Genomic DNA, 14123 nt, shown 5'->3' with positions numbered 1-14123 from the left:
GCTCTCACTCCTTTTGGCAAGGAGAATGAGAAGAAGGCATGAGAGGGAAAATCAAGATATAACAAAATAAACCCAAAAGAAAGGCTTCTTTTGGGTAGAATAAACATACATGTCTCAGCTCAACTACACTCATTCTCTGCTACCCTATTCTCTAACTCAACTCATTCACTAAGCTTTATACACACTCTTGTGTATTTCTAAGCTGTTCTAATCGTATTACAATTCATTATTTTTTGTCAATGATAAATCGGGTCTTAATACAACCGCTTTTTCTAAATAGACATGTCTGATTTGATTCTGAGGAACTTCAGTCTGAACAGTCATCATGACCCTTATACATTTTTTCAGACCGCCTGTAACATCCATTTCCTGCATACATGTCACCGGCACATACTGCCAGCCAGAAAGCTCACGGACAGCTTTTGCCGGGAAAACAGAGTGCAGGTCAGGCGTCGCCGATAGAAGCATTTGAACAACATCTTCCGGCTTTGTTTTGTTTTCTTCTATCATTTTTTCTAACAGCTGTTTGGTTTTTTGTAAAATATCTTCTTCAGTATCCTTTTCTACTGTAGTTGCTCCGCGAATTCCACGAATCATCATGATGTCTCCTCCATTCGCCATTTGTTCAGCCAGCTCTCAAGTTCATCTCTTGAAAACGTATGGTCGGCGACTTTTCCTAATTCTTTGAGAACGATGAATTGAATCATACCGCCGCGGGTTTTTTTATCATTCATCATACGGTCTAAAAGCACGGAAGTTGCCGTTTCTTTTTTAATGCGGCTTGGATAGCCTAGATTCTTAAGCCAGCTGACTAATCGATTTCTGTCCATTTCACAGCCGGCTTCCTGTTCACTTATATATAAAGCAAACTGCATACCGAGTGCTACCGCATCACCGTGGGTGATCTGTCCGTAGCCATACTCCGCCTCAACTGCGTGGCCTAGCGTATGCCCAAAGTTAAGATAGGCTCTGATTCCTTCTTCCTTTTCATCCTGATGAACGACAGACGCTTTAATCGAAATACCTTTAAAAATCATGTCATTCAGCTGCTCACTGGTGATATCGTTCAATGAGTGAATGTCCAGCAGATCTTTCAGGAATTCTCTGTCATAAATAAAAGCATGCTTAATCACTTCTGCCATCCCGGACCGAAGCTCTTTTTCCGGTAGGGAACGGAGAAAGTCCGTATCGTAAAGCACGGCTTTGGGCTGATAAAATGCGCCGATCAGATTTTTTCCAAGCGGATGATTCACCGCTACTTTTCCTCCGACCGCGCTGTCATGCGCCAAAAGCGTTGTAGGCATTTGAATGAAATCAATGCCGCGCATAAAAGTGGCAGCCACAAATCCAGCAAGATCTCCTACAACACCGCCTCCAAAAGCGATGATGCATGAGGAGCGATCCATATGAAATCGAATCGCTTCACTCTGCAGCTTCGTGTACATATCCATTGATTTCGCCTGCTCTCCGCTCGGCACCGTCACTTTTTTCACAGGCCATTTTTCTTCCAGCAGGTGAAGCATTTCATCACCGTACAGGCGATCCACTTCTTCATCGGTAACAAGCATAATGCGTGTTAATGGCCTGTTTAGCGAGGTTAATAGTTCACAAGCCTTTTTTCTGATTCCTTGTCCGATAAATACAGGATACGAAGAGGAAGCGGTTTGAACATGCAGTGTTCTCATTAAAATTCCCTCGACAGTTTTCTCATATTCTCCACGTTTTCTCTAATGCGGTCAATTTGGTCTAAGCCGAATTGTTCAACAACAGCGTTCGCAATTTCCCATGCAACAGCAGCTTCCGCCACTACACTTGCTGCTGGCACTGCGCAGCTGTCTGAACGTTCAATGCTGGCAGAAAACGGTTCTTTCGTTTCAATATCCACACTTTTCAGCGGTTTATATAATGTCGGAATCGGCTTCATGACTCCGCGGACAACGATTGGCATTCCTGTCGTCATGCCGCCTTCCAATCCGCCAAGTCTGTTCGTAGCACGCGTATATCCTTTTTCTTCGTCCCAAATGATTTCGTCATGAACCTCGCTGCCGTTTCTCCCGGCCGCTTCAAAACCGATGCCGAATTCCACACCTTTAAATGCATTAATAGACAGTACTGCCGCAGCAAGCTTGCTGTCCAGTTTACGGTCATAATGAACGTAGCTGCCCACGCCCACCGGCATTCCTTCAACAATCACTTCCACAATTCCGCCGATGGAATCTCCGTTTGCCTTCGCTTCGTCAATGGCATCCATCATTTTTTTGCCTGCTTCTTCATCGTAGCATCTGACCGGAGACTCTTCAGTCACACGCTTCAAGTCATTAATTGAAGTATAATCCGTTTTTTCAGCCTTAACTGCCCCGATCTGTAATACGTGGCCCGCTACCTTAATGCCAAGCTCAGAAAGGATCTTTTTAGCGACAGCGCCTGCCGCCACTCTTACGGTCGTTTCACGTGCTGAAGAGCGCTCAAGCACATTTCTCATATCGCGGTGGTTATATTTAATCGCACCGTTTAAATCTGCGTGTCCCGGTCTCGGTCTGGAAATTTGGCGTTTCATTTCCTTTTCTTCTTCTTCAGTAATCGGAGCCGCACCCATAATTTTAGTCCAGTGTTTCCAATCGTTATTTTCTACGACAAGAGCGATTGGTGAACCGAGAGTGCGGGCATGGCGCACCCCGCTCATAATTTTCGCCTGATCCTTTTCGATCTGCATGCGGCGCCCGCGGCCATGGCCTTTCTGGCGTCTGCCAAGCTCAAAGTTGATATCTTCCTCAGTTATGTAAAGCCCCGCAGGCACACCTTCAATAATGGTTGTCAATTGGGGGCCGTGTGATTCACCGGCTGTTAAATATCTCATGACTTCTTCTCCCTTCATCGCATTAACGCTTTTAAGTAAAACTACTATAACATATTTTTCAGCAAAAAGTCAGTCTATCTTTTTTGATAAAAGAATGTATCCGCAGGAGAAAGGCCGAATTTCTCCGGATTGAAGATCTGCTCTGTGCTGCCGACAAAGAGAACCCCATTCTTTTTTAAGCTATGAGCCATTTTTAAGTACAGCTCTTCCTTTGCGTTTTCTGTAAAATAAATAAAAACATTGCGGCACACAATCAAATCAAAGTCTTGCTCGTAGCGATCCGCAAGCAGATTATGTTTTTGAAACCTAATGTTCTTCTTTATGCCATGTTTCACTTCATAGCTCTTATCAGCGTTTTGAGTAAAATAACGATCCTTCACAGAAGACGGCACTTCTTGCAAAGACCGCTCCTGATACACGCCTTTTTTCGCTTTTTCCAGTGCCTTATCATCTATATCAGTCGCCAAAATCTGATAGCCTGGGAGCCCTTTCTGCTGATCTAAAATCATTGCGAGCGTATAAGGCTCCTCCCCTGTAGAGCATGCCGCGCTCCATATTTTTAAAGGCTTTGAATGTTTGATTAAAGGCAAAATAGCTGTTTCAAGAACTTCCCATCTTTTGTAATTTCGATAAAATTCTGAAACATTAATCGTCATTCTGTCCAAAGTTTCATTTAAAAGCGCCTGATCCTTTTCTAGTGCCGCTGCAAAATCCTTAAAGCTTTGAAAACCTTTTTTCTCATAAAGAGATGTCAGCCTTCTCTTCATTTGCGCTTCTTTGTATAAAGTTAAATCAACTCCGGTTAATTGCTTCCATTTGGTTGTAAATACGCTGTATGTATCCATCTCTTCTCTCCCAGTCTCGCTGTCTTTTGTCCTAGTATAGCTTGTTTTATCAGGAAATTGTATTGTTTCAAATAAAAAAATCAGCTTTTCAGCTGATTTCAGATGATTGGTAAAGACAGTGGTGGATCCCCTGCCGTTTAGCCATATATTCAAGTCAATGTAAACCTTTACAAAAAAGCCGGAACCGGCGGAGTGCAGATGCCGGCTCTTCTCTCGGCTTTTTCAACAATGATTAATAGATCCAGCCTGTCATGAGTTGTTGATATGATACTAACTCTTCATCCTTAAAGAAAATATGAATCTCACGCTCAGCGCTTTCCAGAGAATCAGAGCCGTGGATAATATTTTTTCCGACAAACATGCCGAAATCCCCGCGAATGGTGCCTGGCAATGCTTCTTTAGGGTTTGTTTTTCCAATCAGCTGCCTGGTCACTTCAACGACATTTTCGCCTTCCCACACCATCGCAAAAACTGGTCCGGAAGTAATAAACTCAACAAGTTCTCCAAAGAAAGGCTTTCCTTGATGTTCGGCATAGTGTTTCTCAGCCATTTGTTCAGTTACTCTCATCAGCTTTGCGCCAGCTAATTGTAAGCCCTTACGTTCGAATCTAGATAAAATTTCCCCGATCAGCTGCCGTTGGACACCGTCCGGTTTCACCATGATAAAAGTCTTTTCCATCACATTCTCCACCCCATCATATGTATGTATAGGCTTTCACATTGCACACCGAAATCGTAACATCTTTCACATAATTAATCAATCCGGGGCGGAGAAATTTCTTAATATCTACAAAAAATTAAAATTTTCTTTTGCCGATATATTTTGCGATGGCTGCAAGAGAAGAACGCGCACGCCCTCTCGGAAGCGTGTTAAGTTTTTGGAAAGCTTTTTGCAGATACATCTCGCTCACTGCCATCGATGCTTCAATTGCATCTGTCTTTTTGATTTCTTCAATAATGGGCGCAAGCTGTTCTTGTGTCGTCTCGCTGTTAATTAATTTAAGCTGATTCTTTAAAGCTGGATTTTTTAATGCATATAGGACAGGCAATGTAACATTTCCTTGAAGCAAATCGCCTCCAACCGGTTTACCCAGTTCTTCTTCAGTTGAAGTAAAATCAAGAATATCATCAATGATTTGATAAGACATGCCGACATAATATCCAAACCAGTAGAGCGCCTTATGAATCTTTTCTTCAGCTCCGGAAGCAATAGCCCCCAGCTGGCAGCTGACAGCGATAAGAAGCGCCGTTTTTCTCTTTATGCGCCGCAGGTACGTTCTGAGATTCTGTTCCATGTTGTATTTGTCTTTGATTTGTTCAATCTCTCCAAGACACACTTCAACAATGGTCTGCGACAAGATCCGATGAGCTTTCGGTTCATTAATTCTCGTCATCATTTCAAGAGATCCGGCAAGCATATAATCGCCTGTATACATCGCAATTCGGTTATCCCATTTGGCCTTGATCGTCGGCTTTCCCCGGCGAAGCTCCGCATCGTCAATGACATCATCATGAACCAACGATGCCATATGAATCATTTCCAGAGTGACAGCGACATATTTAATCTTATTGATATCGTAATCGCCAAACATGCCGGAAAGCAGAACGAAGACAGGCCGAATCCGTTTGCCTCCTGCCTGCAATAGATGAAGACCCGCCTCGCTCAAAAGCGGATAATCGGAGCGTACGGTTTGTTCAAGCTCCCTTTCAATTACATCAATATCGTCATTTAAAAAAGAGTAGGCCATTTTAAATTTCATATCATTCACCCAAACATCTGTGTTTTCATTTCCATCCGATATGCGTGGCAGCAACTCCGCCAGTAAACGAATGATATTTGACATTTTTCAGACCCGCCTCTTCAAACAGGCCTGCCAGTTCCTTCATACCAGGGAATTCTCTGGCTGACTCTTGGAGCCACGAGTATTCTTTATAGCTTTTCGCAAACAGCTTCCCGAAAAACGGCATAATATACTTAAAGTACATAAAATAAGCCTGTCTAAATCCAAACATTTCAGGCTGTGAGGTTTCCAGGCATACTACTTGTCCGCCAGGCTTCACCACACGTCTCATTTCTTTCAGTACGGTCAAATAATCCGGCACATTACGCAGTCCGAAGCCAATTGTTACAAAATCAAATGTATTATCATCAAAAGGGAGCTCCATTGCATTTCCGTGCAGCAGTTCGATTTGACTGAAACCGCCGTCTTTTACTTTCTGTTTGCCGACGCTCAGCATGTTTTCGCTGAAATCCAAACCCTTTATTTCACCGGTTTTACCGGCTGCTTTTGCAAGAGCAATCGTCCAGTCAGCTGTTCCGCAGCAAACATCAAGAGCTTTGGCGCCTTCTTTTACACCCATGATGCGCATCGTTTTATCACGCCATTTTTTGTGCTGCTGAAAACTGATGACAGAGTTCATTTGGTCGTAGTTTTTATATATTTTTTCAAATACTCCGTGTACGCGCTGTTCTTTTGAGTCCTGCATAATGGTTACCCTTCTTCCACTTTCTGATGATAAGTTTGGTCTTGGCTGATTGTCTTCAGGCGGTTTAATAAAATTTGCTGAATAGGTGAGCTTAGAGGCAGAAGTGACTCAATGCTGTTCTTTGCTTTCTTAAAACACTCTTCCAGCATCTCTTCTTTTGTTTTCCCCAGCTGTATAACACTGCCGATCACATCTAAAAATGTATCATTTCCGGTCATAAGCCGCTTATATACAAAAAAATCACTCGATAGCTTCTTCCAGCGCGGGAGATTGAAATGTTCAGACACCCGATGGAATAGAGCTGATTCAACGATGCCGACACTTTCGAAAAAATGGTGTTCGTCCTTTACAGATCGGTCATACAGACGAATTTTATGTTCATTGATTTCTTTAATTGCTGTAGCGAGCGTTCTAATCATGTAGATATCCTTCATTTCAGATAGTAATGAATAGTACAGTCCGCTGAAATAATCGCCTGCAAGAACAGTCAATTGACGGTTCTTGTTTTCGTCTCGTTTTATGACTCTGGCTGTCGTTACTTCATCATGGGTATCAAGGGCGCTTTGTACAAGCATCGCTGTTACAATATAATTTTCTCTGTCATTGTTTTTTATGTCGGCTTCCTCAAATAATGCATGAAAAAGAAGAAGCTTATCCTCATCAATCTTAGGCGCAGAAATATGCTTCGCTAAATAAGGATGAGACAGCTTTTGTTTTATTTTCGTGTTCAGATTGGCTAAAGTTCCGTAGATGTCTTGCAAAAATATCACCCTTGTCCCCAAATTCACATTTATTTCTAAATCATATGTATGAGTTTTATTTTGTCATAAGATTACGCAGGTATCATTATAGCATAAAAAAAACAAATTGGCTGTATCCTCCCGCTGTTTGCGAGCATTTGCTTTAAAACAGCGGGGACAGCCAGCTTATTTTTTTTCGCTTTTCATTTCTCCGTATGCGGTTTGAATGAGCGCCTCTCCTCTGACTTTAATGGCAGAAGTATGCTCTGTAAACTGAGCAATGATCACTTCTCCCTTGTCGAGTTTTTCGGAATGGTGAAACTTTGTGTCCGTTCCCCTTGTCAGGCCGATCACATTCACTCCATCCTCAATTGCTTTAATGACGACAAAATCGCTTGAATGCTTTTCGTTCATTTATAGCACCCTCTATCTTTATTAGTCCTGACGTTTAATATGTTCCAATACTTCTGAACGTGCAGCAGCATCATCTTTGAAAATGCCTCTGACAGCTGAAGTGACTGTTTTGGCGCCCGGCTTTCTTACGCCCCGCATTGTCATGCACATATGCTCTGCTTCAACAACAACCATTACGCCATGCGGATCAAGCGTTTCTACGATGCTTTCTGCAATTGTAGAAGTGATGCGCTCCTGAAGCTGCGGACGCTTTGCAACTGCCTCAACAGCACGCGCCAATTTGCTGAGCCCTGTGACTTTTCCGCCCCGCGGTATATATGCAACATGTGCTTTTCCGTAAAAAGGAACAAGGTGATGCTCACACATAGAATGAAACGCGATATCTTTTACTAGAACAAGCTCCTCATGGTCTTCACCGAAGATAGTCTGGAAATGTTCTTTTGGATCTTCATTCAAGCCGGAGAATACTTCGGCATACATCTTTGCGACTCGTTTCGGAGTATCAAGAAGCCCTTCTCTGTTTGGGTCCTCTCCGATCGCTTCTAAAATTTGACGAACAGCTTGTTCGATTTGTTCTTTATTAACTTCTTTCATGTTCTGTGTCCTCCACCAATGAATACATTTAATTTCGATTCTAGCACACATGCCCCGCTAAAAGCAAAGTGAATGCACACGCTCCTAAAAAAATGAAAAGCCCCTTAAGAAGGGGCTTTTCTGTGAAGAAATAAAGTGTATGTAATCTAGATGCATACACGATCTATATTCACAATTATTTTCCGGCAACTGCGTCTTTAAGCGCTTTACCTGGTTTGAAAGCAGGTACTTTGCTTGCTGGAATTTCGATTTCTTCACCTGTTTGAGGGTTGCGTCCTTTACGTGCAGAACGTTCACGCACCTCGAAGTTACCAAAACCGATCAGTTGGATTTTATCACCGTTTTTAAGTGCATCTAAGATCGTATCAAAAACAGAGTCAACTGCTTTTGTCGCGTCTTTTTTAGACAATTCGCTTGCTTCCGCAACCGCATTAATAAGTTCTGTTTTGTTCATGCCTTTCACCTCCTCCCAAAAGGAATAAGCTCAGTTCGTTTATTATCATTTCTTCACAGTTCAGTCTGATTCTAAACCTGCCTGAGAAAAAAATCAGACAAGCAAGAGAAAGACAATTAAACGGCTTTTAAGAAAAACTGCACTCCAAGGAATGTTTGTCCATCAGAGTGAAGAATTTCTGTATGTAGAGTAACACATATAAAAAGCCATATCAAGCATTTTAAAGCGTCAATCCCTTGCTCGTCAAGGATTTAACGTGATTTATCGAACAAATATTCCTTTTTTTCCTTTTTTCATCCTATTCCTTGATCCTTTTCCAATATTAAGAGCAAAGAAAAAAGACCTCCTATTCTATAAAGAGGTCTCCCCGCATTACAGGATAATGGCGATTAAGCCGCCTGATCCTTCGTTTATGATTCTTTCTAATGTTTCTTTTAATTTATATCGTGCGTTTTCAGGCATCAGTGACAGCTTAGCCTGAATCCCTTCTCTCACGATAGAGCTGAGCGATCTTCCAAAAATGTCAGAGTTCCAAATTGAAAGCGGATCATCCTCAAAGTCCTGCATTAAGTAACGCACCAGTTCCTCGCTTTGTTTTTCAGTTCCGATAATCGGCGCAAATTCGCTTTCGACATCCACTTTGATCATATGGATTGACGGTGCGACAGCTTTCAATCTTACGCCGAATCTGGAGCCTTGCCGTATAATTTCCGGCTCATCCAGACTCATGTCAGTTAAAGCAGGCGCTGCAATGCCGTATCCCGTCTGTTTGACCATTTTTAAAGCGTCGGACACCTGGTCATATTCCGTTTTCGCATGGGCAAAATCCTGCATCAGCTCAAGCAGGTGGTCTCTGCCCCTGATTTCAACGCCTACCACTTCTTTTAGGATTTGATCATATAAATGGTCGGGCGCATACAAATCAATTTCTGCAACCCCTTGGCCGAGCTCAATCCCGGCTAATCCGGCACTTTCAATAAACTCAAACTCGCTGAATTGACCGACAACCCTGTCGACATCACGGAGCCGTTTAATATCCTTAACAGTTTCCTTCACTGATTCCTGATAGCTCTCGCGCAGCCAATGGTTTTCTTTCAGCACCATGACCCAGCTTGGAAGATTTACATTTACTTCAAGCACAGGAAACTCATAAAGAGCCTCTCTGAGAACATTCAGCACATCGTTTTCCCGCATACTTTCTACGCTCATTGCCAAAACAGGGATATCGTATTTCTCGCTTAAATCCTGGCGCATCGCCTCTGTCTCCGGGTGATAAGGTTTTACTGAGTTAATGACCATAATAAAGGGTTTTCCGACTTCTTTCAGCTCTTCAATGACTCTTTCTTCTGCCTCTATATAGTCACTTCTGGCGATATCACCAATCGTGCCGTCTGTCGTAATAACCACTCCGATGGTCGAATGTTCTTGAATCACCTTCCGCGTTCCGATTTCAGCAGCCTCATGAAATGGGATCGGTTCTTCGTACCAAGGTGTATTAATCATCCGCGGGCCGTTTTCATCCTCGTATCCTTTTGCACCCGGCACTGTATAGCCTACACAATCTACTAATCTTATATTGACATCGAGTCCGTCTGATACATGAACAGACATCGCCTGATTCGGAACAAATTTAGGCTCTGTAGTCATAATCGTTTTTCCGGCTGCGCTTTGAGGCAGTTCATCCTGCGCACGTGCCCGGTCTGCTTCATTACTGATATTCGGGAGCACCACAAGCTCCATAAATTTCTTAATAAACGTAGATTTCCCTGTACGGACAGCACCAACGACTCCTAAGTATATATCGCCTCCTGTTCGTTCAGCGATATCCTTGAAAATATCGACCTTTTCCAAGTGATCCCCTCCCGGACTTCCTATCCTTATCAATTTTATTAACCTTTTTCAATCAAACACAGGACACTATATGTGTATGACGTTGTCCTATTTCAATATGACATCTTCAGAAAATTTTCCATCCTTAATCTATTAAAGTATAAAAAAACCTTTCTCCCTATTTGTATGCAAGGGAGAAAGGTTCATTCCTTTTTTATATCATTTTCTAAAAAAACAGGTTCTTGTTTGTCATTAACGGTATATTTCACTGAAAATGCGGGGACGAAAGGCGTCTCTTCCCATATTATGTCCTGTATTTCCGTGCCGGGTTTAAAAGTTTTTTTGCTTTTTTTGAGACAGGAAACGAGCTCTGTCCGATAGTCGGCATAAATGTCTCCGTCTCCGTCAATCATAAGCGGCAGGGAGTTTCCTGAGATTGGGCTTGTGACAGAAAGAGAGTCAGCCTCCCCTAGTTTTTTCCCATCAAGCGTAAACAAGTCCCGCGCTAATACATCCTGATATGGCGGATATTTGTGTTCTTGGCGGTACATTTGAACGCGTAATTTGATATCACGTATTTTTTCCGCCATCTTTACATCAATCAGTTTAACAGTCGGATTGTTCTCTACATCGACAAGCACGTATTGATAGTCTCCGCCGCTTTCATATGCCGTGCTTGGAGGTTCAGCCATATATCTCGGCGCTAAACGGTTAAAATCTATCGGATATTTTTGATAAAGCGGTGTTGACATATCTTTTGTTTGAATCGGAAGCAGTCCTCCGTTTGCCTTTTGAAATTCATCAACGGCTGATTGAACCAGCTTTAATTGGTCCTGATATGGAGTGGCTTGTACACTGCTTTTCCGCTCATGCGGATATAAACATCCAGATAAGAAAATCACTGCTACAAAAATCATAGCGCACTTCAGTTTACCCATACAGCACTTCCTTTTACAGCTTTATTCATTAACAGGGCCGCTGAATACCACCACAAATACAATAATTCCTGAAATCAATACACACATGTAAGCAAACGATGAAACCGCAATCTTCAGAAAACGGTTTCTGCATTTAAAACGGCTTAAATAGATACATGCTACGGCCAGAAACATCAGCCCCATGGAACCAAGGGCAAACCACATTTTGATCAATGCCAGACTCAAATGACCCGCGCCCCCTCCGACATTTGTTTTGTAAGCGTTACATTTTATTTTAATATACAGCGCTTGAAAAGATCAACCAGATTTTCCATCCTTTGATAGAATAAAAAAACTGAAGCAAAGAGGGGGACTTTGCTTCAGTCAAATTGACTATATTCACCTACGTTTAAGAAACACTCTCTTGGACTTCGATGCTATAGTATGCGACTTTGCATACAGATGCATCCTCTCTTGCCTAAATCGGCAAAATGTTTCAGGAGATCCCAAGGCATGGGTATTCTTCTGTGTTTCGGGCTTTCGTGCAATTAGAATATGCGGAATTCTATTCCGTTGACACTTTTATTTAACTTGGTTATCAAATGTATTCACCAAGTCCTCCATCTCGTGGGTTTTCCCTCTCGCCATTAAGGATTCAACAGCGGTTACTACCTTTTGTCCATTAAACAGAACTTGATGAAGGGCTTCTGTAATCGGCATTTGCACCTGATATTTTTCTGAAAGCTGGTAAGCCGCTTTTGTCGTGCGCACTCCCTCAACGACCATTCCCATTTCTTCGAGAACGTCCTCAAGCTTGTACCCTTTTCCGAGTAAATTGCCGGCACGCCAGTTTCTGGAGTGAACACTTGTGCACGTAACAATCAGGTCTCCGACACCTGTCAATCCGGAAAACGTTAGCGGATTCCCGCCCATTTTTGTGCCGAGTCTCGCAATTTCAGCAAGACCCCGTGTAATCAAAGCAGCTTTGGCATTATCGCCGTATCCTAAGCCGTCTGTGATGCCAGCAGCAAGGGCGATAATATTTTTCAAAGCGCCTCCGATTTCTACACCGATAACGTCAGGATTTGTGTACACCCGAAAATTGTGGTTTATAAACAGATCCTGCACCTCTTCTGCAGCCTGCATGCTCTTTGAAGAGGAAGTGACGGTTGTCGGATGCCGGAGTCCTACTTCTTCAGCATGGCTCGGCCCGGAGAGCACGACAATGTCCTTTCTGACATCACTCGGGAGCTCAAATTCCATAATTTCAGAAATACGCAGGAGCGAATCCGGCTCTATCCCCTTACTCACATGAACAAAAACTGCTTTTTTCGTCATAAAAGGCACTGCCTGTCTCAACACTTCCCGAATCGCTTTGGTCGGAACAGCAACTATGATGAAATCTGCGTCTGACACAGCTTCTTTCATATCTGTTGTCCCTTTCATAGTTGTAGGCAGCTTAACATTTGGCAAATAGTCTTTATTCTCATGCAGCTCATTGATTTGATGTATTAACTCTGCACGGTGAGCCCAAACGCATACTTCATTTCCGTTATCGGTTAAAACCAAAGCCAGCGCGGTTCCCCAGCTCCCTGCTCCAAGCATTGTTACTTTTTTCATTTTGATTCACACCTTTTTATTTTCTAGCTCTTGCAAATATTTTGATTGGTGTCCCCTCAAAACCGAACGCGTCTCTGATTCGGTTTTCTAAAAATCGTTCGTATGAAAAATGCATCAGTTCGGGATCGTTTACAAACACAACAAAACTCGGCGGCTTCACCGCAACTTGAGTCGCATAATAAATTTTCAAGCGTGACCCGTTATGAGTCGGTGTCGGGTTCATTGCCACCGCATCCATAATGATGTCATTTAAGACATTCGTCTGGACACGAAGTGAGTGATTTTCACTTGCTTTAATGATTGCAGGCATGAGCGTATGAATCCGTTTTGTCGTTAATGCTGACATGAACAGAATCGGTGCATAGTCAAGAAATTGAAAATGGTCGCGGATATTTTGTTCAAATTCTTTCATCGTGCTTTCATCTTTGTCAACAGCATCCCATTTATTCACTACGATCACGACAGCCTTGCCTGCTTCATGTGCATAGCCCGCGATTCGCTTGTCCTGTTCGATAATGCCTTCCTCGCCGTCAAGCACCACCGCAACAACTTCAGAGCGGTCGATGGCTTTCAGCGCCCGCAGCACGCTGTACTTTTCAGTCGTTTCATACACTTTACCTTTTTTTCTCATGCCGGCAGTGTCTACAATGACAAAATCCTGCTGGTTATAAGTAAAAGTTGTATCAACGGCATCTCTTGTTGTTCCTGCCACATTACTCACAATGACACGATCTTCGCCAAGTATCGCGTTTACCAGAGAAGACTTTCCTACATTCGGGCGTCCGATCAGGCAAAATTGAACGACTTCATCATCGTATTTTGTTTCAGGGATATTTTTGAAATGCTCCGCTGCGGCATCCAGTAAATCTCCGAGTCCCAGCCCGTGTGTTCCTGAAACCGGATACGGTTCACCAAATCCCAGCGAATAAAAATCATAAATATTCGCTCTCATTTCTGTGTTATCCAGTTTGTTTACCGCTAAAACAACAGGCTTTTTCGTGCGGTACAAAATTTTCGCTACTTCTTCATCAGCAGCAGTCACACCTTCACGGCCATTCACCATAAAAATAATGACATCCGCTTCATCCATGGCGATTTCGGCCTGCTCGCGTATCTGTGTTAGAAACGGCTCATCACCGATATCAATACCGCCCGTATCAATCAAATTAAAATCATAATTCAGCCATTCAGCCGAGCTGTATATCCGATCCCTTGTCACACCAGGGGTGTCTTCTACTATTGAAATTCTTTCACCCGCAATCCGATTAAAGATTGTGGATTTTCCTACATTCGGTCTCCCGACAATGGCTACGACAGGTTTACCCATAGTACCCTTCCTTTCGATCCAGCCGCTTTCATTTTTAC

The 14123-nt window shown here is 42.9% G+C and carries 16 protein-coding genes; all 16 read right to left on the bottom strand.

Annotated features, from left to right (window positions below):
• Positions 1–216: 216 nt before the first annotated feature.
• Positions 217–600, bottom strand: coding sequence for a chorismate mutase (gene aroH, locus LNN34_RS03890; RefSeq protein ID WP_024121863.1), 384 nt, complete (start codon positions 598–600; stop codon positions 217–219).
• Positions 597–1685 (bottom strand): 3-dehydroquinate synthase, encoded by a 1089-nt coding sequence (gene aroB / locus LNN34_RS03885; RefSeq protein ID WP_101860363.1) that lies wholly within the window; start codon positions 1683–1685, stop codon positions 597–599. The genes aroH and aroB overlap by 4 nt, the downstream gene beginning before the upstream one ends.
• A complete protein-coding gene (gene aroC / locus LNN34_RS03880; protein ID WP_229042760.1) occupies positions 1685–2857 on the bottom strand; it encodes a chorismate synthase in 1173 nt (390 codons plus the stop codon). Before aroC ends, aroB begins: the two co-directional genes overlap by 1 nt.
• A gap of 74 nt (positions 2858–2931) precedes the next feature.
• Positions 2932–3702, bottom strand: a complete 771-nt coding sequence (gene cheR / locus LNN34_RS03875) for a protein-glutamate O-methyltransferase CheR (RefSeq protein WP_095713301.1) — start codon at positions 3700–3702, stop codon at positions 2932–2934.
• A gap of 232 nt (positions 3703–3934) precedes the next feature.
• On the bottom strand, positions 3935–4384 hold the full coding sequence (ndk, locus tag LNN34_RS03870; RefSeq protein WP_168748134.1) for a nucleoside-diphosphate kinase: 450 nt from the start codon (positions 4382–4384) through the stop codon (positions 3935–3937).
• Between the two features lie 115 nt (positions 4385–4499).
• A complete protein-coding gene (gene hepT, locus LNN34_RS03865; protein WP_024121868.1) occupies positions 4500–5462 on the bottom strand; it encodes a heptaprenyl diphosphate synthase component II in 963 nt (320 codons plus the stop codon).
• Between the two features lie 25 nt (positions 5463–5487).
• Positions 5488–6189: a demethylmenaquinone methyltransferase gene (gene menG, locus LNN34_RS03860; protein ID WP_024121869.1), complete on the bottom strand. Its 702-nt coding sequence runs from the start codon at positions 6187–6189 to the stop codon at positions 5488–5490.
• A gap of 5 nt (positions 6190–6194) precedes the next feature.
• On the bottom strand, positions 6195–6950 hold the full coding sequence (gene hepS / locus LNN34_RS03855; protein WP_024121870.1) for a heptaprenyl diphosphate synthase component 1: 756 nt from the start codon (positions 6948–6950) through the stop codon (positions 6195–6197).
• Positions 6951–7115: 165 nt separating this feature from the next.
• The gene (gene mtrB, locus LNN34_RS03850; RefSeq protein ID WP_024121871.1) at positions 7116–7343 is read right to left on the bottom strand and encodes a trp RNA-binding attenuation protein MtrB; all 228 of its coding nucleotides are present in this window, start codon (positions 7341–7343) and stop codon (positions 7116–7118) included.
• 21 nt (positions 7344–7364) lie between these two features.
• The gene (gene folE, locus LNN34_RS03845; RefSeq protein WP_010334745.1) at positions 7365–7937 is read right to left on the bottom strand and encodes a GTP cyclohydrolase I FolE; all 573 of its coding nucleotides are present in this window, start codon (positions 7935–7937) and stop codon (positions 7365–7367) included.
• A gap of 175 nt (positions 7938–8112) precedes the next feature.
• The gene (hbs, locus tag LNN34_RS03840) at positions 8113–8391 is read right to left on the bottom strand and encodes a non-specific DNA-binding protein Hbs (protein ID WP_003153447.1); all 279 of its coding nucleotides are present in this window, start codon (positions 8389–8391) and stop codon (positions 8113–8115) included.
• A gap of 372 nt (positions 8392–8763) precedes the next feature.
• A complete protein-coding gene (gene spoIVA, locus LNN34_RS03835; RefSeq protein ID WP_010334746.1) occupies positions 8764–10242 on the bottom strand; it encodes a stage IV sporulation protein A in 1479 nt (492 codons plus the stop codon).
• A 182-nt stretch (positions 10243–10424) separates the two neighbouring features.
• On the bottom strand, positions 10425–11159 hold the full coding sequence (locus tag LNN34_RS03830; RefSeq protein WP_059293690.1) for a hypothetical protein: 735 nt from the start codon (positions 11157–11159) through the stop codon (positions 10425–10427).
• Between the two features lie 21 nt (positions 11160–11180).
• Positions 11181–11384 (bottom strand): DUF2768 domain-containing protein, encoded by a 204-nt coding sequence (locus tag LNN34_RS03825; protein ID WP_024121873.1) that lies wholly within the window; start codon positions 11382–11384, stop codon positions 11181–11183.
• A 336-nt stretch (positions 11385–11720) separates the two neighbouring features.
• Positions 11721–12758, bottom strand: a complete 1038-nt coding sequence (locus LNN34_RS03820) for an NAD(P)H-dependent glycerol-3-phosphate dehydrogenase (protein ID WP_229042758.1) — start codon at positions 12756–12758, stop codon at positions 11721–11723.
• Between the two features lie 16 nt (positions 12759–12774).
• Positions 12775–14085 carry a ribosome biogenesis GTPase Der gene (der, locus tag LNN34_RS03815; protein WP_010334750.1) on the bottom strand — a complete coding sequence of 437 codons (1311 nt, stop codon included), beginning with the start codon at positions 14083–14085 and terminating at the stop codon, positions 12775–12777.
• Positions 14086–14123 lie beyond the last annotated feature (38 nt).

The sequence above is a fragment of the Bacillus sp. AF23 genome, from assembly GCF_020861455.1.
In the GTDB taxonomy this organism is placed as follows: domain Bacteria; phylum Bacillota; class Bacilli; order Bacillales; family Bacillaceae; genus Bacillus; species Bacillus halotolerans.
This window is presented reverse-complemented; position numbering and strand designations above follow the sequence as displayed.

What these genes read in the sequence shown, in the direction of transcription:
- aroB (WP_101860363.1), bottom strand. Translation starts at nt 1,685, where the DNA reads ATGAGAACACTGCATGTTCAAACCGCTTCCTCTTCGTATCCTGTATTT.
- mtrB (WP_024121871.1), bottom strand. Translation starts at nt 7,343, where the DNA reads ATGAACGAAAAGCATTCAAGCGATTTTGTCGTCATTAAAGCAATTGAG.
- hepT (WP_024121868.1), bottom strand. Translation starts at nt 5,462, where the DNA reads ATGAAATTTAAAATGGCCTACTCTTTTTTAAATGACGATATTGATGTA.
- aroC (WP_229042760.1), bottom strand. Translation starts at nt 2,857, where the DNA reads ATGAGATATTTAACAGCCGGTGAATCACACGGCCCCCAATTGACAACC.
- LNN34_RS03830 (WP_059293690.1), bottom strand. Translation starts at nt 11,159, where the DNA reads ATGGGTAAACTGAAGTGCGCTATGATTTTTGTAGCAGTGATTTTCTTA.
- cheR (WP_095713301.1), bottom strand. Translation starts at nt 3,702, where the DNA reads ATGGATACATACAGCGTATTTACAACCAAATGGAAGCAATTAACCGGA.
- aroH (WP_024121863.1), bottom strand. Translation starts at nt 600, where the DNA reads ATGATGATTCGTGGAATTCGCGGAGCAACTACAGTAGAAAAGGATACT.
- hbs (WP_003153447.1), bottom strand. Translation starts at nt 8,391, where the DNA reads ATGAACAAAACAGAACTTATTAATGCGGTTGCGGAAGCAAGCGAATTG.
- menG (WP_024121869.1), bottom strand. Translation starts at nt 6,189, where the DNA reads ATGCAGGACTCAAAAGAACAGCGCGTACACGGAGTATTTGAAAAAATA.
- LNN34_RS03820 (WP_229042758.1), bottom strand. Translation starts at nt 12,758, where the DNA reads ATGAAAAAAGTAACAATGCTTGGAGCAGGGAGCTGGGGAACCGCGCTG.
- der (WP_010334750.1), bottom strand. Translation starts at nt 14,085, where the DNA reads ATGGGTAAACCTGTCGTAGCCATTGTCGGGAGACCGAATGTAGGAAAA.
- folE (WP_010334745.1), bottom strand. Translation starts at nt 7,937, where the DNA reads ATGAAAGAAGTTAATAAAGAACAAATCGAACAAGCTGTTCGTCAAATT.